This is a genomic window from Ideonella sp., assembly GCF_036277275.1.
Lineage (GTDB): Bacteria > Pseudomonadota > Gammaproteobacteria > Burkholderiales > Burkholderiaceae_C > Ideonella.
On the sequence record NZ_DASUNH010000034.1, the window covers coordinates 38534 to 58998 of the forward strand.

Here is a 20465-nt window from a genome sequence, read left to right on the forward strand (position 1 = left end):
AAGGTCCCTGTCGCCAGCCCTACAACGTGGGGGGTACCACCGGCCCCACGAGCGACTGCGCGCGAATAGCATGATCGGTCGTCCAACCCTCATTCAACGCAAGGAGAAGACTGTGACAGTTCTTCGGATGATTTCCCACGCCATGTTGTCGAGCGCATTGCTGATGGCGGGTTCGGCCTGGGCGGCGTCGCCTCAGAAAAGCATGATTCCGGGCTTCCTGGACCCGAAAACCGGAGCGTTCACCACCCAGGTTCCACCGTTGCAGCAGGGTATTGCACCCCAGGCGGCCACGTACAACGGCACGCTCATCCTGAAGGTCAACATCACGCTCAAGTCGGGCTTCCCGGCTGACTCTGAGATCCTGTGCACCCAGAACGCTACGGTCAGCGACGTGGCCGGCAGCTACCACGCCAACAAGACGGTCAGGGCCACGCGCAGCGGCAGCACGGCAACGTGCACAGTGTCGCTTTACTACTCGTGGGTGCTGAGTTCGGGTGATCAGACCATCACGCAGACCTATTTCGTGCAGATCATCAACGCCGGCAGCGGCAGCCTGGTGCAGGCCGAGGCGGCTGCCCTCAGCGGATTCGTCGACATGCCGGTCAACAACGGATCGGTCACCAAGACGGTCAACGTGACGCTGTAGCCGGCGGCGAGGTCCCGCCCGTGTCATTACGCGCCGGGGCCGCCGTCGCTGGCTGAGCGAAACCGTCGAATGCATCGGCCGGGCCATTGAGCTCGGACCCTCGCGCGTCGAGGCTCGGGCTTCGGGACCACGAACGCTCCACCAGGAGGGATGAGGCATTGAAGCGGAGTCGCCCGGCCCGCGCCTGTGATGGCCGGGTGGGTGCCGGCGCGCTTGCCAACTGAATCCACGCGTTGGCGCTGCCCGTGGTGGCATAGCGTTCGGTGGCGGGGGCGGCGCACCCAGGAATATTCAAGGAGGACGGATGGTCACGCAGGCGTTGAAACGTTTCCTCGGTCACGAATCGGCCGGTGGCGTGGTGTTGGGTCTGGCAGCGCTGGCAGCGCTGGTGGCCAGCAACTCGTCGTGGGCGCCGACCTACGAGGCGTTTCGGCAGTGGCCGGGCGAGTTGCGCATCGGCGCCGGTCCGAGCGCGCTGGTGTTGGCCAAGCCGCTGCTGGTCTGGGTCAACGATCTGTGGATGGCGGTGTTCTTCTTCCTTGTCGGGCTCGAGATCAAGCGCGAGTTCGTCGAGGGCGAGCTGTCCACCGGCGCCCAGGCGGCGCTGCCGGCGGTGGCCGCGTTGGGCGGCATGGCGGCGCCGGCGCTGGTCTTCGCGGCCTTCAACCTTGGTGATCCGGTCACTCTGCGCGGCTGGGCGATCCCGGCGGCGACCGACATTGCCTTTGCACTCGGGGTGTTGCTGCTGTTGGGCGACCGGGTACCGGTGTCGCTGAAGGTCTTCCTGACTGCGGTGGCGATCATCGATGATCTGGGTGCCATTGCCGTGATCGCGCTGTTTTACACCGCGCAGTTGTCGGGCACGATGCTGGCCGGCGCCGGCTTGTGCGCACTGGGGCTGTTCGCGCTGAACCGGGCACGGGTGATGCGCGTGGAGGCCTACGTGCTGCTGGGGCTGGTGATGTGGCTGTTCGTGCTGAAGTCTGGCGTGCACGCCACGTTGGCCGGTGTCGTCACTGCACTGGCGGTGCCGATGCGCGACGACGAAGGCGGCTCACCGTTGCAGCAGATTGAACATGGCCTGCATCCCTGGGTGGCGTTTGTGGTGCTGCCCGTGTTTGCTTTCGTCAACGCAGGCGTCTCGCTCCAAGGCGTGTCGCCAGCGGCCCTGCTGGCACCGCTGCCGCTGGGCATTGCCGCCGGGCTGGTGCTGGGCAAGGCTGTGGGCGTATTCGGCAGCCTGTGGCTGATGGTGAAGCTGGCCGGCGCGCCGCTGCTGGCCGAAGCGAGCTGGGCTCAGTGCTTCGGCATGGCGCTGCTGTGCGGCATCGGCTTCACGATGAGCCTGTTCATCGGTGGCCTGGCCTTCGAGGGCCAGGGGGCCGGCTACGAGGCGCAGCTCAAGCTGGGTGTGCTGGGGGGCTCGGTGGTGGCCGGCGTGCTGGGCAGTCTGGTGCTGCTGTTCGCCGCGAGGCGCTGACCGGGTTTCCGGCCCGCGCGCGACGGTTCAATGCGGCCTGTTGCCGCTGCCGCCCATCACGCGGTCGGCCCAGGCGATCGACAGAGCCGACAACAAGAAGGCGATGTGGATCAGCGTCTGCCACAGCAGCGTCTTCTCGGTGTAGTTCTCGGCGTTGATGAAGGTCTTCAGCAGGTGGATCGAACTGATGCCGATGATGGCGGTGGCGAGCTTGACCTTCAGCACCGAGGCGTTCACGTGGCTCAGCCATTCGGGCTGGTCGGGGTGCCCATTGAGATCCAGGCGCGAGACGAATGTCTCGTAGCCGCCGACGATCACCATCACCAACAGGTTGGAGATCATCACCACGTCGATCAGGCCCAGCACCACCAGCATGATGATGGTTTCACTCAGTTTCACGATCGGCTCGTAGCCGATCACCTTGCCGGTGGCCGCGTCGATGATCGCCGTGCCTTTGTAGCCCAGGCTGGTGACGAGGCTGGCCAGCGCGTCCTTGCTGCCGAAGACCGCCTCGATCAGGTGAATCAGCTCGCCCCAGAACTGGAACACGTAGACCGCCTGCGCCAGGATCAGCCCGAGGTACAGCGGCAGCTGCAGCCAGCGGCTGGCGAAGATCAGCTGCGGCAGGGGCCGCAGGCGCGGCGATGGGTTGTTCTTCGGTTGTTCCATGGTGGGTCGAACGATGTGCGACAGTCTGAAAATCGACAGGCGGCGGATTGTAGGGGTCACTTTGCGACCGCCGTCTGACGGTTACTGGTGACGGGAGTAAGCCCTTCGTCAGACGCTCGGACGAAAGTGCTGGCCAGTCGCTGGCCGGCGTCTGCCGGGACGTGGGCCACCCGCAGCCTTTTTGCAGTCTTGATGCCGTCTTGAGGAGACAAGTGATGACCGAAGAGCTGAAGACCTACGCGCCGCCCGCAGCGTTGGCCGCCACCGCCCATGTGTCCGGCATGGCCGCCTACGAGGCCCTGTGCGGTGAAGCCGAGGGCGACCATGAGGCCTACTGGGGTCGGCTGGCGCGTGAACTGATCAGCTGGAAGAAGCCGTTCACCAAGGTGCTGAACGACAGCGAAGCGCCGTTTTTCAAGTGGTTCGAAGACGGCACGCTGAACGCCTCGTACAACTGCCTGGACCGCAACATCGAACGTGGCCTGGGCGACAAGACCGCACTGATCTTCGAAGCCGACGGCGGCGAGGTCACCAGGACCAGCTACTCGGAACTGCTGGCCAAGACCTGCCAGATCGCCAATGGCCTGAAGTCCCTGGGCATTGCCAAGGGCGACCGGGTCGTCATCTACATCTCGATGTCGGTCGACGGCGTGGCGGCGATGCAGGCCTGCGCGCGCATCGGAGCCACGCACTCGGTCGTCTTTGGTGGGTTCTCGGCCCAGTCTCTGCGCGACCGCATCGAAGACACCGGTGCCAAGGCCGTGATCACCGCCGACCACCAGATCCGCGGCGGTAAACAACTGCCGTTGAAGGCCATCGTCGACGAGGCACTTGGCCTGGGCGGCTGCGACTCGGTGAAGAACGTGTTGGTCGTCAAGCGTTCGGGGGCGGCGGTGTCGATGACCGCCGGCCGCGACCTGTGGCTGGCTGACTTGATTGCGGGCCAGCCCAGCATTTGCGAGCCGGAGTGGGTCGAGGCGGAGCATCCGCTGTTCCTGCTCTACACCTCCGGCTCCACCGGCAAGCCCAAGGGCGTTCAGCATTCGACCGCCGGATACCTGCTGCATGCGGCGCTGACGACCAAGTGGACGTTCGACCTGAAGGCCGACGATGTGTTCTGGTGCACGGCCGACATCGGTTGGGTCACCGGCCACACCTACATCACCTATGGCCCGCTGGCGCTGGGCGGCACCGAGATCGTCTTCGAAGGGGTGCCCACCTATCCGGACGCGGGCCGTTTCTGGAAGATGATCCAGGACCACAAGGTGACGGTGTTCTACACCGCACCGACGGCCATTCGCTCGTTGATCAAGGCGGCCGAGGGCAATGCCGCCGTCCACCCGGATCGCTACAACCTGTCGAGCCTGCGCATCCTGGGCTCGGTCGGCGAGCCGATCAACCCCGCGGCCTGGGAGTGGTATCACCTGCATGTGGGCGGCGGCCGCTGCCCGATCGTCGACACCTTCTGGCAGACCGAAACCGGCGGCCACATGATCACGCCGCTGCCGGGGGCCACGACGCTGGTGCCGGGCTCCTGCACGTTGCCGTTCCCGGGCATTGCGGCGGCCATCGTCGACGAGACCGGCAACGATGTGCCGAACGGGCAGGGCGGTATCCTGGTTGTCAAGAAGCCCTGGCCCAGCATGATCCGCACGATCTGGGGTGACCCCGAGCGTTTCAAGAAGAGCTACTACCCGCCGGAGCTGAAGGGCTACTACCTGGCGGGCGACGGCGCCATCCGAGACGCGAAGACCGGCTACTTCACGATCACCGGCCGCATCGACGACGTGCTGAACGTCTCAGGCCACCGCATGGGCACGATGGAGATCGAATCGGCGTTGGTCAGCTGCACCGAGCTCGTCGCCGAAGCCGCGGTGGTGGGCCGGCCGGACGACACGACCGGCGAGGCCATCTGCGCCTTCGTCGTGCTCAAACGTCCGCGCCCGGTAGGCGACGAAGCCAAGGCAATCGCCAAGCAGCTGCGCGACCACGTCGGCAAGGAGATCGGCCCGATTGCGAAGCCGAAGGACATCCGCTTCGGCGACAACCTGCCCAAGACCCGCTCGGGCAAGATCATGCGCCGGCTGCTGCGCTCGATTGCCAAGGGCGAAGCCATCACCCAGGACACTTCAACGCTCGAGAATCCCGCCATCCTCGATCAATTGTCTGAGAGCAATTGATCGAGGCGCCGGACTTGCCCCGGCGCGGCGCGTTGTGAGGGGACGTCAGAGCCCTAACGCAAGTCAGCGAACCTGAATCGACGCCCCGTCCCTGGTACCGTCCCCTGAACCTGGCGCAAAAAAGCCCCGCGGTGCGGGGCTTTTCCATTCCTGGGAATTCAAGCGATCACTTGATCGTCAGCACCCAGGCCGCCAGCTTCTTGGCTTCGTCCGGCGTTACCGGGTTGGCCGGCATCGGTACCTGGCCCCAGGCGCCCACGCCGCCCTTCTGGATCTTCTCGGCCAGCTTGGCCACGGCGTCCTTTTGGCCGGCGTACTTCGCGGCCACGTCTTTGTAAGAGGGGCCGACCAGCTTCTTGTCGGCCGCGTGGCAGGCCAGGCAGTTCTTCTGCTTGGCCAGGTCGGCATTGGCAAATGCCGGCGACACGGCGGCGACGGCGAGCAGGGCGATCAGAGTCTTCATGGTGTCCTTCAGCAAAGGGGGGGACAAATCGGGCTGGGCCAGTGGGTCTGGTTTACAGTCCATGCAACGCAGTTTACAAACTTCCGTTGACGCTGGGCTTGCGGCCTTGCGGCATCGTTCACCGGCCGCGTTGGAGGCTTGCCATGCTGTTCATCATCATCGGAGTTCTGCTGATCGTCCTGAAGATTGCAGGGGTCAGCCCCATGGCCGAATGGAACCTCGAGTTCCTGGGCGATCTGTGGAAGCTGGTGCTGCCCTTCATCCTCGCGCTGGTCTGGTGGGGCTGGTCCGATGCCAGCGGCATGACCAAACGGCGCGAGATGGAGCGCGACGACGAGCGCAAGGCCGAACGCCGTGCTCGCAACATCGGCAACCTGGGCCTCGGCCCGAAGGACCCGAAACGCGGATCCTCTTCGCGCCGCCGCTGAGCCGGAAAGCCGATCTGGGCGATACCGCTTCAGATCAGCCTGGAGCTGCCGTCTCGACTGACTCGAATTGAAGCCGCGAGGCGTCTTCCGGCGGGCGCCGCTTCGCGACTCCAGCCGAGTTCGCCTTTGGCGGGCTCAATCGAACTTGTCCAGCACTGCACCGCCGCTGGCGCTGCAGGCGTTCTTCGCGAACTTCGCCAGCACACCGCGGGTGTAGCGCGGGGCAGGGCGCTGCCAGGCTGCGCGGCGCCGGGCCAGCTCCGCCTCGTCCACATTCAGTTCCAGCCGCAGTTGGTGCGCGTCGATGGTGATCGAGTCGCCCTCCTTGACCAAGGCGATCGTGCCGCCCTCATAGGCTTCGGGTGCCACGTGGCCCACCACCATGCCCCAGGTACCGCCCGAGAAGCGGCCGTCGGTGATCAGGCCCACCGATTCACCCAGCCCTTGGCCGATCAGTGCGCCGGTCGGCGCCAGCATCTCGGGCATCCCCGGGCCCCCTTTGGGCCCGAGGTAGCGCAACACCATCACGTCGCCGGCCTTGATCTGCCCGGCCATGATCGCGGCCAGCGCCGATTGCTCGTCGTCGAACACGCGCGCCGGACCGGTGATGACCGGGTTCTTCAGCCCGGTGATCTTGGCCACGCAGCCCTCCGGTGAGAGGTTGCCCTTCAGGATCGCCAGGTGCCCCTCGTCGTACATCGGCTGGGTGATCGGGCGGATCACCTCCTGCCCGGCCGGCGGTGCATCCGGCACGTCCGCCAAGTTCTCGGCCACGGTCTTGCCCGTGATCGTCAGGCAATCGCCGTGCAGCAGGCCGGCATTGAGCAACAGCTTCATCACCTGGGGAATGCCCCCGGCGCGGTGCAGGTCGATGGCCAGGAAGCGGCCGCTGGGCTTCAGGTCGCAGATCACCGGCACTTGGCGGCGCACCCGCTCGAAATCATCGATCGTCCAGTCCACCTCGGCCGCGTGCGCGATCGCCAGGAAGTGCAGCACCGCATTGGTCGAGCCGCCGGTGGCCATGATCACCGCGACCGCGTTCTCGATTGCCTTCTTGGTGACGATGTCGCGTGGCTTCAGGTCCTTGCGGATCGCTTCGACCAGCACCGCCGCGCACTGCTTGACGCTGGCCACGATCTCGTCTTCGACGTTGGCCATTGTCGACGAGTAGGGCAGGCTCATGCCCAGCGCCTCGAACGACGAACTCATCGTGTTGGCGGTGTACATGCCGCCGCAAGAGCCGGTGCCGGGGATCGCGCGCTTTTCGATCTGGCAGAAGTCTTCTTCGCTCATCTTGCCGGCCGAGAACTGGCCGACCGCTTCGAACACGCTGACGATGTTCAGGTCCTGGCCCTTGTAATGGCCCGGCAGGATGGTGCCGCCGTAGACGTAGATCGACGGCACGTTGGCGCGCAGCATGCCCATCATGCCGCCCGGCATGTTCTTGTCGCAGCCGCCAATGACGACGACGCCGTCCATCCATTGGCCGCCGACGCAGGTTTCGACGCAGTCGGCGATGACCTCGCGGGAGACGAGCGAGTACTTCATGCCCTCGGTGCCCATCGCCATGCCATCCGAGATCGTCGGCGTGCCGAAGATCTGGGGGTTCGCGCCGGCCTCCTTCAGGCCCTGCACCGCGGCGTCCGCGAGCTTTTGAAGGCCCGAGTTGCATGGCGTGATCGTCGAGTGGCCGTTGGCCACGCCGACCATCGGCTTGCCGAAGTCGCCCTCCTTGTAGCCCATGCCGTAGTACATCGAGCGGTTCGGTGCACGGGCAACGCCTTCGGTGATGTTCTTGGATCGGCGGTTCAGGCTCATCGGGTCTCCTCGCGTGGGCTGGGTCAGGATGGCCGAGTATCCTGCCACTCAAATCATGCGTCCAATATATTCAGCGCGCCGAAGTAATATGCAAGGCATATGAATGACCCTGTCGTCCCGGCGATCGAGCTGCGGAGTTGGCGGCAGTTCCTGGCACTCGCCGAAACACTGCACTTCGGCCAGGCCGCCCAGCGCTTGCACATGACCCAGCCGCCGCTGACGATGGCCATCCAGCAGCTCGAATCCAAGCTGGGGGTGCCGCTGTTCGAGCGCAACCGGCGCCGGGTGGCGCTCAGTGCGGCCGGCGAAGCGCTGGTCGAGCCGGTGCGCCACCTGCTGCTGCAGGCCGCCGCGCTGCCGGGCGTGGCGCAGGCCGCCGGCCGGGGGGCGGTGGGCCGCCTGCGGTTGGGCTTCGTGTCCACAGTGGGCTTCGGCCCCTTGCCTGGGTGGTTGCGTGGCTTCCGGCTGGCCGAGCCAGGGGTGCAAGTGGTCTTGAAAGAGGCGACCACCGACGTCCTGCTCGAGGCCCTGTCGCGGGGCGAGGCCGACGCCGGTTTCGTGCTGCATGCCCCCGGCGTTTCGGCCGCGCTGGAGCCTTGGTCTCGCTTGTCGGTGGGTTGCGAGCCGCTGGTGCTGGCCCTGCCGGAAGGCACCCCGTTGGCCACGGCGCGCCGCCTGCGGGTGGCCGAGCTGCTGGCGCAGCCGCTGGTCATCTTTCCGCGCGTCATCGCGCCCTCGCTGTACGACGCCGTGCTGGGCTACTACCACCGCCACGGTGTGTCGCCTGTCGTGGCGCAGGAGGCGATCCAGATGCAAACCATCGTGAATCTGGTGTCGGCCGGTTTGGGGCTGGCCTGGGTTCCGCGTTCGATGACCCAGTTGCAGCGCCCCGGCGTCGCCTACCGGGCCTTGCCGGCCGGTCTCGGTGAAGGGGCCCCGCAATGCGAGACCAGCCTGGTGTGGTCACCTGGCAGTGGGGCGGTGGCGGGGCGTTTTGCCGCCTTCGTCGCCGGTTCGCTCGACAGCGCAGTGCCCCGCCGATCCTGAAGGAAGCACCGCCCGGCCCGGTGGGCCGGGGCGGGCGCTTTATCATCCCGCCCCATGCTCATGCACCCGCAATTCAACCCGATCGCGCTGGACCTGACCCGCATCGGCGTGCCCCTGCAGGTTCACTGGTACGGGCTGACCTACCTGGTGGCCTTTGGCCTGTTCCTGTACCTTGCCGCCCGGCGCGTGCGCTTGCCCTGGTTTGCCAATGCAGGCTGGACGCGGCGCGATGTCGAGGATCTCTTGTTCTTCGGTGTCGTGGGCGTCGTGCTGGGCGGTCGCTTGGGCTACGTGCTGTTCTACAAGCCGGGCTACTACGCAATGCACCCGCTCGAGGTCTTTGCCGTCTGGAAGGGCGGCATGGCTTTCCACGGGGGCTTGTTGGGCGTGGCCGTCGCGATGGGCCTGTTTGCCTGGTTGCGCAAACGTCCGTTCTGGCAGGTGACAGACCTGATCGCGCCCTGCGTGCCGACGGGCCTGGCCAGCGGCCGCGTGGGCAATTTCATCAACGGGGAGCTGTGGGGCCGCGCGGCCGATCCGAGCCTGCCTTGGGCGATGGTATTCCCGCAGTCGGGGACGGACGTTGCGCGCCACCCGTCGCAGATCTACCAATTTCTGCTGGAGGGCATGCTGTTGTTCATCTTGCTGTGGTTCTACAGCAAGAAGCCACGCGGCATGGGCCAGGTGTCGGGAGCCTTCCTGTTCGGCTACGGCGTGTTCCGCTTCATCGCCGAGTACTTCCGTGAGCCTGACAATTTCCTCGGCTTGCTGGCCATGAACATGAGCATGGGCCAATGGCTGTGCGTGCCGATGATCCTGGCCGGCGCAGCACTGTGGGCCTGGGGTTCGCGCCAGCCGGTGCCCAGCGGCGCGTCGGGGGCGAGCGCATGAGACAGATTTTTCTCGACACCGAGACCACCGGTCTGTCGCCCGACAGTGGCGACCGCCTGGTCGAGGTCGGCTGCATCGAAATGGTCAGCCGGCGACTGACCGGCAACACCAAGCACTTCTACCTGAACCCCGAGCGCAAGAACAGCGAAGACGCGGTGCGGGTGCACGGCCTGACCGACGAGTTCCTGGCCGACAAGCCGGTCTTCGCGGCGGTTGCGGACGAGTTGATGGAGTTCCTGGCCGGTGCCGAGATCGTCATTCACAACGCGGCGTTCGACGTGGGTTTCTTGAATGCCGAACTCAAGCGCCTGAACCGCCCGTTGTTCGCCGAATGCGTGGGCGGCATCAAGGACTCGCTCGCGATGGCGCGCGAGATGTTCCCCGGCAAGAGCAACTCGCTGGATGCCTTGTGCAAGCGGTTGGAGGTGGACAACTCCAACCGGACGCTGCACGGCGCGCTGCTCGATGCGGGCCTGCTGGCGGAGGTCTACATCCGCCTGACGCGCGGACAGGACTCGCTGGTCATCGACAGTGCGGAGTCGCCCAGCCAGGGCTTGCAGGTCGTGCAAATCGATCTATCGACTTTCGACCTGCCCATCACCGTGGTGAGCGACGAAGAGCTGGCTGCCCACGAGGCCATGTTGGCCGAGTTGGACAAGGCCAGCGGCGGCAAGACGCAGTGGCGAAAACTTGTGGCATAATCTATGGCTTCCCGGAACACACAGTTCTACTCAAATTCCGGGCGGTTAGCTCAGCGGTAGAGCACTGCCTTCACACGGCAGGGGTCGCAGGTTCGAACCCTGCACCGCCCACCAAGAAGCAAACGACTACGCCACCTTCGGGTGGCGTAGTCGTTTCTGCTGGGCAGGTTCGCAGCATCGGCCTGCTGCGTCCGCCGATGTCAGAAATTCGGGAACCCGCCAGGCAGCACCGCCGACAGGTCGTCGCTGGTTTCCTGCAGTTGCACGAGCGTGGCTTGGCGCGCGCCCAACGGATCGCGGTTCTGCAGCGCCGTGAGAATGGCCTTGTGCCTGGGCAGCGACAGCGCGTGCGTGTTGGGGTGCTGGCTGCTCAGCTTGATCGACTCGCGCAACGCAAGCGACAGCATGTTGCCGATGTAGGCCAGCAGCTCGTTGCCGGTGGCTTCGGCAATGCGGCAGTGGAAGGCGATGTCGGGCTCCAACAGCTCTTCCGGTGTGCGGGCAGCCTCCATGCCGGCATAGGCGTCGGCGATGGACTTCAGCTGCTCGTCGGTGGCCTCCTGGGCGGCCAACGCCGCGGCGGCCGGCTCGATGATGCGGCGGACCGTCATCAGACTGCCGACGAATTCGTTCTTGGGTTTGCTCTGAATCAGCCAGTACAGGACGTCCGGGTCCAGCAGGTGCCACTCTTTGCTGGGTCGCACAGTGGCACCGGCGCGCTGCTTCGACAACACCAGGCCTTTTGCCACCAGCACCCGCATTGCTTCGCGCAGCACCGGCCGGCTGACCTCATAGGCTTGGAGCAACGTCGCTTCGCTGGGGAGCCGGGCGCCGGGCTTCAGCTCACCGGACACGATGCGCATTCCCAGCTCGCGCACGATGCGGCCGTGCCTGCTCTTGCCATCGGGTTTGCGGCGATAGGCTGAAAGCTCAGCTGGGGCTTGGTTGTCCATGAAAAGGCGAGAGAGCAAAGGATAACCCTATCACAGCGATCCACGATTGAACCCGCCCACGGGCCAGTGCGCGTTGCTTCAGCGTGCCCAGCGCAGGACCAGCGGGTCAAGCCGGCGGGCCGTCTGCATCAGGCCGGCGCGAACCGCGGGGTGAAGGTCGGGCCATGGGTGACGCGGGGCGGCACATGCGATGACACCGCCTTCGTGCATCAAGGCCTTGGCGGCCAGGAAGCCAGCCTGCCGATTCTCGTAGTTGATCAGCGGCAGCCAGCGTTCATAGAGCGCAGCGGCGTCTTCTCGCCGCTCGGCCGTGTAGGCGTCCATGATTTGGCGGATGCCGTCGGGGTAGCCGCCACCGGTCATCGCACCGGTGGCGCCGGCGTCCAGATCGGGCAGCAGCGTGATCGCCTCTTCGCCGTCCCACGGGCCTTCGACCGCATCGCCGCCGAGGCGGATCAGCTCGCGCAGCTTGCTTGCCGCGCCGGCGGTCTCGATCTTGAAGTAGGCCACGTGTTCGATCTCCTGGGCCATCCGGGCCAGGAAGGCGGCTGGCAGCGGCGTGCCGGCGACCGGCGCGTCCTGGACCATGATCGGGACGCGAATCGCGTCGGACAGGCGGGCGAAGAACTCGTGGATCTGTGGCTCGCCGACTCGCAGCGTGGCGCCGTGGTAAGGCGGCATCACCATCACCATCGCCGCACCCAAGGCCTGCGCGCGGCGGCTGCGCTCGATGCAAACCTGGGTGCTGAAGTGAGTGGTTGTCACGATCACCGGCACGCGGCCGGCCACATGTCCGAGGATCGTCCGCGTCAGCGTTTCGCGTTCTTCGTCCGACAACACGAACTGCTCGGAAAAGTTGGCCAGGATGCACAAGCCGGTCGAACCTGCGTCGATCATGAAGTCGACACAGCGCTTCTGGCTGGCCAGGTCGAGTTGGCCCAGTTCGTTGAAGGTGGTTGGGACGACGGGGAAGACACCGCGGTAGCGGGGGGCGAGATGGCTCATGGGTCCGGTGAGGTGTTAGTCCATCCAATAAAGTAATACTAATTGATCATCTGTGCAAGCTTTATCAAAGAGTAAATCCTTTGAAGCGGTCGGTCTGATTGGTATTACATTTGGTCTCGATGTTGCTCACCGAGACCAACCTTGAAGCCTCGATGACCTGTGCCAGCCCCGCCATCGGCCGCCGTGAGTTCGGCCACTTGCCGGACGGACGGGTGGTGCACGAGTACACGCTGGCTTGTGGTCCGTTGGTGCTGAGCGCCATCACGCTGGGCGGCATCGTGACCCGGCTGCTGGTGCCGGACCGCGCCGGCCGCCTGGCCAACGTGGTGCTCGGCTTTGATGTCTTGAGCGACTATGTGGAGCGCAACCCGCATTTCGGTGTCATCGTCGGGCGTTACGGCAACCGCATCGCCGGGGCGCGCTTCATGCTGGACGGCCACGTGCACGCGCTGTCGCGCAACGATGGCGACAACTGCCTGCATGGTGGCGCCGGGGGGTTCGGCACCCGGCTTTGGCAGGCCGAGCCAGCCGATGGCGGCGGCGCCGCGCTGGTGCTGCGTTACACCGCAGAAGATGGCGAGGAAGGCTTCCCCGGCCGGTTGCAGGTGACGGTGCGCTACACGCTCGGCGCCGATGCCAGCTGGCGCATCGATTACGAAGCCACCACCGACCGACCGACCGTCGTCAACCTGACCCACCACGACTACTTCAACCTGACAGGCGGCGGCAGTGCGCTGGGCCACCGGCTGCACTTGGCGGCCAGCCGCTACACCGAAGTGGGCCCAGGGTTGATCCCAACGCGGGTGGCGGCAGTCGGTGGTTCGCCGTTCGACTTTCGCCAGCCGACGGAGATTGAAAGCCGCATCCGGCAAGACCACCCGCAGCTCGGCTTCGGCCGCGGCTACGACCATAACTGGCTGCTCGACCGGCGCGGTACAGACCCGTTGCAGCCCGCGGCCCGGCTCGAAGACCCGGCCAGTGGCCGCGTGATGGAGGTATTGACGACCGAGCCGGCGATCCAGTTCTACTCAGGCAACTTCCTCGATGGCACGCTGCTGGGCTGCGGCGGCCGGCGCTATCGCCAGGGCGATGGGTTGTGCCTGGAGACCCAGCACAGCCCGGATTCACCGAACCGGCCGGATTGGCCGAGCACGGTGCTGCGGCCAGGGCAGACTTACCGCAGCAGCACGCTGCACCGGTTTTCCGTCGCCTGAACCGGCACGGTCAGCAGGCGAAATCGGCCCACACCGCGGCATGTTGTGAAGCGCAGTGCGCCGCGGTGCTGACGCCAGCGAACGGCCGTTCGTTGGCGATCGAGTTGCTCTGCAGGTCGGGCAGTCCGCGGCGTTCGATGCCGGCTTGGCAAAAGGCGGCCTTCAAGGCACCGGAGACCACGATGTAGTCACGTTGCTCGTTCTGCCGCAGATGGCAGGTCCAGCGGTCGTCGGGGATCGCGAATTGCAGCGCCAGCACATCCGACAGCCCGTCCATCTTCAACAGAGGCGCCAGGGATTGCGGCGCATGCAGCGGCGAATCGCCCAGGTCGCCCAGTACGGCGACAAGGTCGCGATCGAGGTCGAACCGCTGCGCCAACAGTTGCGAGACGGCGGTGGCCTGGCGGCGGCGAAGCGCGTCGCCACCGGTGCCGTCCACGTCGGCGCCATGAAAGTGGGTGAGCATCAGGTGCAGCCGGCGCTCGTTGCTCAGAGCGAGTTCGACCTCCAAGCAATCGCGCTCGAACAGGTTGCCGTGCGCGTCGTGGTCGAACAAGTGGCTGCGCAGCGTGATGATCGGCAGCCTGCTCATCAGCCCCACACTGATGCCGCGCGGGTCGTGGCTTTCGACCAGCATCGAAAAAGGAAAGCGCCCCTTCAGGTGCAGGCGATTGAGCGCCTCGATCGCGAGCCGGCTTTCCGCTTCAACCAGGCACTGCACATCGGCATCGACGGCTCGCAGGACCTGGGCCTTGGCGTCGCGGCGTTCGTTGGAGATCGACGCACGCCGGTGCCGCAGCCCGCCGGGGCCGAATTCGACATGGCGTGCGAGCGCCGCGGCTTGCAGCTTGCGCGGCGGGTGGGGCAGGCTGGCGAGCCGGTCCAGCAACTCGGTGCGGCGCGCAGGTTCGGCCAGGCTCAGTACCCGGGCCCGGCTGAAGAGGTTCTCGCAGTTGAAGGTCGACAGCCGGATGTTGGTGGCCATGGTGGCGCTGCGCGCAGCGGTGGCAATTCTTGCGGCCACTTTGCCACCTCGCGCGCGTCAAGCCGTCCCCAGCCGAGGGGATGACTCGGGGCGGCTGGCACCGCAGGCCTGGCGTCAGTCTTCGGCCGAGGCGTCGCCGATGCGCTGCCAGTGCTGCATCACGGCGCGGGCCAGCGAGCTGGCGTCCAGGCCACCCATCGGGCCGACCTGTTCGGCCACCGCTTCGGCGTCGGTGCCGGCAATCGTCGCATCGGCCACAGCCCCCAGTGCCAGCATCGCGCGCACCGGCTGCGGCCGTTGCGCCCAGCTGTCGCGGTCATGCGGGCGTTCACGCACGTAGTCTGCCACGTCGCCCGCCAGGCCCCAGGCCCGGCACAGCGAAGAGCCCAGCACTTCGTGGCTGAGCCCGAAAGCCGCGGTCTCCTCGGCCAGCAGGCCGCTGAAATCGGCGTTGCCGCCATGCCGCGACAGGATGCCGGGGTAGGTGTCCGGTGCATGCAGGCACAGCACCGCCTGGCCGCTTTGGGCGAACAGGCCGGCCGATTGGGCGCGCCACGCGTGCAGGCTGAGCGACACCGCGGAACGGCCCATCAACAGGCCGCGCAGGCGGGCGGTGTCCCAGATGCGGGTCATGTCGGGCGAGGGCGGGAATTGCGTCCGCAGGCCCAGCTCGAGCGTGATGGCGGCCACCTCGCGCATGCCGAGGTAGAGCACGGCCTCGGCCACGGTTTCCACCCGCCTCAGCACGCCGAACATCGCCGAGTTGACGGTGCGCACAACGGCCGAGGCGAGCGCCAGGTCGCCTTCGATGACTTCGGCCACTTCGGGGATCGAGGTGTCCTCGTTGCCCATCAGCTCGGAGAGCTTCAGTGTGGCGGCCGGGCTGGCCGGCAGTTCGATGTCGAGCTGGCGCAGGCTGGGGTCGGGGCGGTTGGTCATGCTGGTCGTCCGCAAAAGGAGCAGGGGCCCGAAAGCCCCCGCGAGGAGTGGGTGACAGCGATGATGGCCGGAAAGCCGGGCCAGCACAAACCCGGTCGGTTGGCGGCGTGCTTATCTCACGGCCGTCCGGGCAGTCCGTGTCGGTTAACGGACGGGGCGCAGATCACCCGAGCCAACCACGCGGCTGCTGACCTTGGGCGGGTTGCCGCTGTAGGCTACGTCGCCCGAGCCGGCGATTTGCACCGACAGCGCCTCGGCGGCGTGCACCCGCACATCACCGGAACCGGCGATGTCGACGTTGACGCGCTTGGCTTGCAACTCGGCGGCGTGGACATCACCCGAGCCGGCCAGGTTGTAGCTGGCGTCGTCGCACTTGCCCTTGACCCAGATGTCGCCGGAGCCTGCCAAGCGGGTGGTCAGCTTGCTGAGCTCGGCGTTGTCGAGCCGGACATCGCCCGAGCCGGCGAGCGAGAGTTCGAATTGCTCGCCCTTGATCGCGCTGACGTTCAGGTCACCGCTGCCGCGAAGGTCGGCCTGGGTCAGCTTGGTGAACTCGACGTTCACCACCAGTTGCGATTCTGTGCGGATGCCGGTATTGGGCTTGAGCTTGACCACCAGCGTGTCGCCTTCGACGCTGGTCATGATCAGCGGGGCGATGTTGTCGTCGGCATGTACCGTGACGCCTGGGGCACCGGCCGGTCGCGCATTGACGGTGATCGCGCTGTCCAGCCGCAGCTTGGTGAAGGGGCCGATCGCACGCTTGTCGTCGATGACCTTGCCGGAGCCCTGGATGCGGTTGTTGACCATGCCGCTGTTGATGTCGATCGTCAGAGCCTGGGCGGCTTGCGGCGCGGCAAGGCTGGCCAGCGTGACCATCACCGACATCAACGGGGCAATCATCAGGGCAAAGGGGCGGGCGAGGCGGGCGGTACGGCGGTTTTGCATCTGGAACTCCTGGTCTGGAATGTTCGTGATGCTACGTTCGTTGTTCCGGCGCACCAGCGGGGCGCGACAGGCCGTAGATCCGGCGGATTGAACCGCACGACACGCGGACAGCCCGGGTGCGTTTCAGCCTGTTTCTGCGGGCGTGACCCATTGGCCATCCACCAGCAGCTGGTGCGGGCCGAACTGGTTCTTGTAGGCCATCTTCGGGCTCTCGGCGATCCAGTAGCCCAGGTACAGGTGGGGCAGTTTCATCGCTTTGGTCTGCTCGATCTGCCACATCACGCAGTAGGTGCCGTAGCTCGCTTTCACGTCGGGGTCGTAGAAGGTATAGACCGCCGACAGTCCGTCGCTGAGGATGTCGACGATGGCCACCATGCGCAGGGCGCCCAGTCCGGCGCCGTCCTCGTCGGGCACCGGCTCGCGAAACTCGATCAGGCGCGAGTTGACGCGCGTCTGCAGCAGGAACTGGGTGTACTGGTCGACGCTGTCATGGTCCATGCCGCCGCCCGCGTGGCGGCCGGCCTGGTAACGCAGGTACAGCTGGTAGTGCTCGGGCACGAAGCCCAGCCGCATCACGCGGGTCTTCAAGCCCTTGTGGGCGGCCCAGGCCCGGCGCTGGCTGCGGGTGGGCTGGAAGGCCGCGACCGGCACACGCAGCGGTTTGCAGGCGCGGCAACTGTCGCAATACGGCCGGTAGGTGAACATGCCGCTGCGGCGAAAACCGCAGGCGACAAGCGCCGAGTAGGCTTCGGCGTGGATCAGGTGGCCCGGGGTGGCGACCTGGGAGCGTGCCATCCGGTCGGGCAGGTAACTGCACGGATAGGGTGCCGTCGCGTAGAACTGGAGCGACGCGAACGGAAGCTCTTTCGGGTGGGTCACGGAGGGTTATCGGCAACGGGCCTGTCTGACATGAGTTGAAAACACGCCCAACAGGCTGAATCATAGGCCCAGCGTCGGGGCGCCGGCTCGGCCACCGCAGCGCGCAAATGCGCCTCGAAAGCCGTCCGCGAGATCGGCCGCGCACCCAGGCTGGCGAGGTGCCGGGTCTGCTGCTGGCAGTCGATCAGCGCGATGCCCTCGGCACGGCAAAACGCCACCAGCGCGGCCAGCGCCAGCTTCGACGCATCGGTGCGGCGGGCGAACATCGATTCGCCGTAGAACATGCGGCCGAGGTTGACGCCGTACAAGCCCCCAACCAGTTGCCCGTCGACCCAGGTCTCGACGCTGTGGACCACGCCGGCACGGGCCAGCTCGGTGTAGGCCGCCGCCATCTCCGGCACGATCCACGTGCCGTCCTGACCGTCGCGCGTGGCGCCGGCGCAGGCGGCGATGACAGCCGGTGTGTCGCCATCGAAGCGGAATTCGCAACCGGGGGTGCGCAGGAAGCGCTGCAAGGTCTTGCGCAGCGAGCGCGACAGCTTGAACTCTGCCACCGGCAGCACCATGCGCGGGTCGGTGGTCCACCACAGCGGCGGCTGGCCTTCGCCGTACCACGGAAAGATGCCGTGCCGGTAGGCGTCGACCAGGCGCGCCGGGCTGAGGTCGCCGCCGGCCGCCAGCAGCCCGGGCGCGTCTGTCTCCGGGCCAAGCGCCTCGGACGTGGGCGGGAAGGGCGTGTCGCCGCGCAACCAGGTCAATCGCATGGCGATCAGCATAGCGACCCGGCGGCGCATCGCCGGGCTGCAAATCACACCTTCCTCGGCAACGGGGTATCGATATGAAGAAAGGCCGGCATGCGCCGGCCCTTGTCATGGTTGAAAGCGGATGCTTCAGCTGCCGCTTGCCGCCGATGCAGTCGCCGGCGGAGCAGCCGGGATGGCCTCCGCTGAGGCGGCCGGCATGACCGCCGCAGGCGCCGTCACGGCGGCCGGCTTGGCGTCTTGGCTGATGTTGGCCGATGCGCCGGTGGTCATCGGCAGCAGCGGCACGATCAGCAGCGCCACGATGTTGATGATCTTGATCAGCGGGTTCACGGCCGGGCCGGCGGTGTCCTTGTAGGGATCGCCCACGGTGTCGCCGGTGACGGCGGCCTTGTGCGCCTCGCTGCCCTTTTTGTGCAGTTGGCCGTCGGCGTCGGTGAAGCCCTCTTCGATCAGCTTCTTCGCGTTGTCCCAGGCGCCACCGCCGGTGCACATCGAGATGCCGACGAACAGGCCGGTGACGATGGTGCCCATCAGCAGGCCACCCAGCGCTTCGGCACCGAGGAACATGCCGACGGCGATCGGCACCACCACGGGCAGCAGGCTGGGCACGATCATTTCCTTGATCGCGGCGGTGGTCAGCATGTCGACCGCCGCGCTGTAGTCGGGCTTGCGCGAGCCCGCCATGATGGTGCCATCCTTGAACTGGTTGCGCACCTCGACCACCACTGCACCGGCAGCGCGGCCGACCGCTTCCATCGCCATCGCGCCGAACAGATAGGGGATCAGGCCGCCGATGAACAGGCCGACGATCACCATGTGGTTCGACAGGTCGAAGCTCACGTGCATGCCGCGGGCTTCGAGCGCGTGGGTGTAGTCGGCGAACAGCACCAGGGCCGCCAGGCCGGCCGAGCCGATTGCGTAGCCCTTGGTCACCGCCTTGGTCGTGTTGCCCACGGCGTCCAGCGGGTCGGTCACGGCGCGCACGCTTTCCGGCAGGTCGGCCATCTCCGCGATGCCACCGGCGTTGTCGGTGATCGGGCCATAGGCGTCGAGCGCCACGATGATGCCGGCCATGCTCAGCATCGACGTCGCCGCCACGGCGATGCCGTACAGACCGCCGAGCCAGTAGGCACTCATGATCGCGATGCAGACGAAGAGCACCGGCCAGGCGGTGGACTTCATGCTGACGCCCAGGCCGGCAATGACGTTGGTGCCATGCCCGGTGGTCGAGGCCTGCGCCACGTGCTGCACCGGCTTGAAGTTGGTGCCGGTGTAGTACTCGGTGATCCAGACCATCGCTGCGGTCAGCACCAGGCCGACGGCACAGGCACCGAACAGGCGCATCTGGGTGCCGGCACCCAGCGCGTCGTCAGGCACGATGGCCTTGGTCACGAAATAGAAGGCGATCAGCGACAGCACACCCGCCACGATCAGGCCCTTGTAGAGCGCCGGCATCACGTTCTTCATGCCGGGGCTGGCCTTGACGAAACTGCAGCCGATGATCGACGCGATGATCGACACACCGCCCAGCAGCAGCGGGTAGATCACCGCGGCCAGGGGCGCACTGGTCACCATCAGCGCACCCAGCGCCATGGTCGCGATCAGCGTCACGGCGTAGGTCTCGAAAAGGTCGGCGGCCATGCCGGCGCAGTCGCCCACGTTGTCGCCCACGTTGTCGGCGATGACCGCCGGGTTGCGCGGGTCGTCTTCGGGGATGCCGGCTTCGACCTTGCCCACCAGATCGGCGCCGACGTCGGCGCCCTTGGTGAAGATGCCGCCGCCCAGGCGCGCGAAGATCGAGATCAGCGACGAACCGAAGGCCAGACCGAGCAACGGTTTGAGCGTTTCGGAGGTCACGTCGGTCGCGCCGGTGATGTACCAGAAGAAGGCGCCCACGCCCAGCAGACCCAGGCCGACCACCAACATGCCGGTGATCGCGCCTCCCTTGAAGGCCACATTCAGTGCCGGTGCAATGCCCTGCGTCGCGGCCTGCGCGGTGCGCACGTTGGCGCGCACCGAAACGTTCATGCCGATGAAGCCGCACGCACCGGAAAGGATCGCGCCGATGATGAAGCCGCTGGCTGTCTTGCCACCGAGGAAGAAGAAGATCAGCACCGCCAGCACCACACCGACGATCGCGATGGTCTTGTACTGACGGGCCAGATAGGCTGCGGCGCCTTGCTGCACAGCCCCCGCTATCTCTTGCATGCGGGCATTGCCCGCGTCCTGGCTCAAGATCCAGCTGCGCTGGATGAAGCCATAAAGCACAGCCGCAAGGCCGCACGCCAGCGCCACATACAGCGCCATGGTGGTCGATATCAAAGGGTTCTCCTTCCGCTCACTGACACTTACTTGGTGCGTTGCGCCCGCAAGGCCGGGGCATGCTTTTGGCTGCCCGAAAGGGCGCGCGACGATGCTAAGGGGAAGCCTCTGCGGCCCGGCATGGTGTTTTCCTGCG

At 66.3% G+C, this 20465-nt stretch carries 19 protein-coding genes and 1 tRNA gene; 9 read left to right on the forward strand and 11 right to left on the reverse strand.

All coding sequences use genetic code 11. The features are described 5' to 3' along the window. Positions 1-70 precede the first annotated feature (70 nt). Positions 71-646, forward strand: coding sequence for a hypothetical protein (locus tag VFY73_RS07445; protein WP_329717294.1), 576 nt, complete (start codon positions 71-73; stop codon positions 644-646). A gap of 304 nt (positions 647-950) precedes the next feature. Then, positions 951-2126 (forward strand): Na+/H+ antiporter NhaA, encoded by a 1176-nt coding sequence (nhaA, locus tag VFY73_RS07450; protein ID WP_329717295.1) that lies wholly within the window; start codon positions 951-953, stop codon positions 2124-2126. Positions 2127-2153: 27 nt separating this feature from the next. Here the strand turns inward: nhaA and VFY73_RS07455 are convergent, their stop codons facing one another. Beyond that, positions 2154-2795, reverse strand: a complete 642-nt coding sequence (locus VFY73_RS07455; protein ID WP_329717296.1) for a TIGR00645 family protein — start codon at positions 2793-2795, stop codon at positions 2154-2156. A gap of 215 nt (positions 2796-3010) precedes the next feature. Between VFY73_RS07455 and acs the strand changes: the two genes are divergently transcribed. Beyond that, positions 3011-4975 carry an acetate--CoA ligase gene (gene acs / locus VFY73_RS07460; protein ID WP_329717297.1) on the forward strand — a complete coding sequence of 655 codons (1965 nt, stop codon included), beginning with the start codon at positions 3011-3013 and terminating at the stop codon, positions 4973-4975. Between the two features lie 166 nt (positions 4976-5141). Here the strand turns inward: acs and VFY73_RS07465 are convergent, their stop codons facing one another. Beyond that, the gene (locus VFY73_RS07465; protein ID WP_329717298.1) at positions 5142-5438 is read right to left on the reverse strand and encodes a c-type cytochrome; all 297 of its coding nucleotides are present in this window, start codon (positions 5436-5438) and stop codon (positions 5142-5144) included. A 143-nt stretch (positions 5439-5581) separates the two neighbouring features. Between VFY73_RS07465 and VFY73_RS07470 the strand changes: the two genes are divergently transcribed. Further along, entirely contained in the window at positions 5582-5866 is a 285-nt protein-coding gene (locus VFY73_RS07470; protein WP_329717299.1) for a TIGR04438 family Trp-rich protein, read from the forward strand. 135 nt (positions 5867-6001) lie between these two features. Here the strand turns inward: VFY73_RS07470 and ilvD are convergent, their stop codons facing one another. Beyond that, a complete protein-coding gene (gene ilvD / locus VFY73_RS07475; protein WP_329717300.1) occupies positions 6002-7684 on the reverse strand; it encodes a dihydroxy-acid dehydratase in 1683 nt (560 codons plus the stop codon). 99 nt (positions 7685-7783) lie between these two features. Here ilvD and VFY73_RS07480 point away from each other — a divergent pair, with 99 nt between their 5' ends. The 4 genes from VFY73_RS07480 (at position 7784) to VFY73_RS07495 (ending at position 10437) form a co-directional block, all read left to right on the forward strand. Beyond that, positions 7784-8731, forward strand: a complete 948-nt coding sequence (locus tag VFY73_RS07480) for a LysR family transcriptional regulator (RefSeq protein WP_329717301.1) — start codon at positions 7784-7786, stop codon at positions 8729-8731. Positions 8732-8785: 54 nt separating this feature from the next. After that, complete coding sequence (gene lgt / locus VFY73_RS07485) at positions 8786-9622, forward strand: prolipoprotein diacylglyceryl transferase (protein ID WP_329717302.1); 837 nt, start codon at positions 8786-8788, stop codon at positions 9620-9622. After that, positions 9619-10323: a DNA polymerase III subunit epsilon gene (gene dnaQ, locus VFY73_RS07490; RefSeq protein ID WP_329717303.1), complete on the forward strand. Its 705-nt coding sequence runs from the start codon at positions 9619-9621 to the stop codon at positions 10321-10323. The genes lgt and dnaQ overlap by 4 nt, the downstream gene beginning before the upstream one ends. 39 nt (positions 10324-10362) lie before the next feature. Beyond that, positions 10363-10437, forward strand: a tRNA-Val gene (locus tag VFY73_RS07495). An 86-nt stretch (positions 10438-10523) separates the two neighbouring features. Here VFY73_RS07495 and VFY73_RS07500 read toward each other — a convergent pair. Both VFY73_RS07500 and VFY73_RS07505 read right to left on the reverse strand, forming a co-directional pair. Next, positions 10524-11276, reverse strand: a complete 753-nt coding sequence (locus VFY73_RS07500; RefSeq protein ID WP_329717304.1) for a FadR/GntR family transcriptional regulator — start codon at positions 11274-11276, stop codon at positions 10524-10526. 78 nt (positions 11277-11354) lie between these two features. Further along, positions 11355-12281, reverse strand: a complete 927-nt coding sequence (locus VFY73_RS07505) for a dihydrodipicolinate synthase family protein (protein ID WP_329717305.1) — start codon at positions 12279-12281, stop codon at positions 11355-11357. Between the two features lie 119 nt (positions 12282-12400). On the opposite strand from VFY73_RS07505, the gene VFY73_RS07510 reads away from it, so the two are divergent. After that, a complete protein-coding gene (locus VFY73_RS07510; RefSeq protein WP_329717306.1) occupies positions 12401-13495 on the forward strand; it encodes an aldose epimerase family protein in 1095 nt (364 codons plus the stop codon). Positions 13496-13505: 10 nt separating this feature from the next. Here VFY73_RS07510 and VFY73_RS07515 read toward each other — a convergent pair whose 3' ends face one another. From VFY73_RS07515 to VFY73_RS07540, 6 genes are all read right to left on the reverse strand, one after another. Further along, the gene (locus VFY73_RS07515; RefSeq protein ID WP_329717307.1) at positions 13506-14480 is read right to left on the reverse strand and encodes an endonuclease/exonuclease/phosphatase family protein; all 975 of its coding nucleotides are present in this window, start codon (positions 14478-14480) and stop codon (positions 13506-13508) included. A gap of 114 nt (positions 14481-14594) precedes the next feature. Continuing rightward, the gene (locus VFY73_RS07520) at positions 14595-15419 is read right to left on the reverse strand and encodes an HDOD domain-containing protein (RefSeq protein WP_329717308.1); all 825 of its coding nucleotides are present in this window, start codon (positions 15417-15419) and stop codon (positions 14595-14597) included. 144 nt (positions 15420-15563) lie between these two features. Beyond that, positions 15564-16364 (reverse strand): head GIN domain-containing protein, encoded by an 801-nt coding sequence (locus VFY73_RS07525; protein WP_329717309.1) that lies wholly within the window; start codon positions 16362-16364, stop codon positions 15564-15566. Between the two features lie 123 nt (positions 16365-16487). Then, the gene (locus VFY73_RS07530) at positions 16488-17243 is read right to left on the reverse strand and encodes an arginyltransferase (RefSeq protein ID WP_329717310.1); all 756 of its coding nucleotides are present in this window, start codon (positions 17241-17243) and stop codon (positions 16488-16490) included. Then, a complete protein-coding gene (gene aat / locus VFY73_RS07535) occupies positions 17240-18007 on the reverse strand; it encodes a leucyl/phenylalanyl-tRNA--protein transferase (RefSeq protein WP_329717311.1) in 768 nt (255 codons plus the stop codon). The genes VFY73_RS07530 and aat overlap by 4 nt, the downstream gene beginning before the upstream one ends. A 126-nt stretch (positions 18008-18133) precedes the next feature. Beyond that, positions 18134-20314, reverse strand: coding sequence for a sodium-translocating pyrophosphatase (locus VFY73_RS07540; RefSeq protein WP_414654425.1), 2181 nt, complete (start codon positions 20312-20314; stop codon positions 18134-18136). Positions 20315-20465 lie beyond the last annotated feature (151 nt).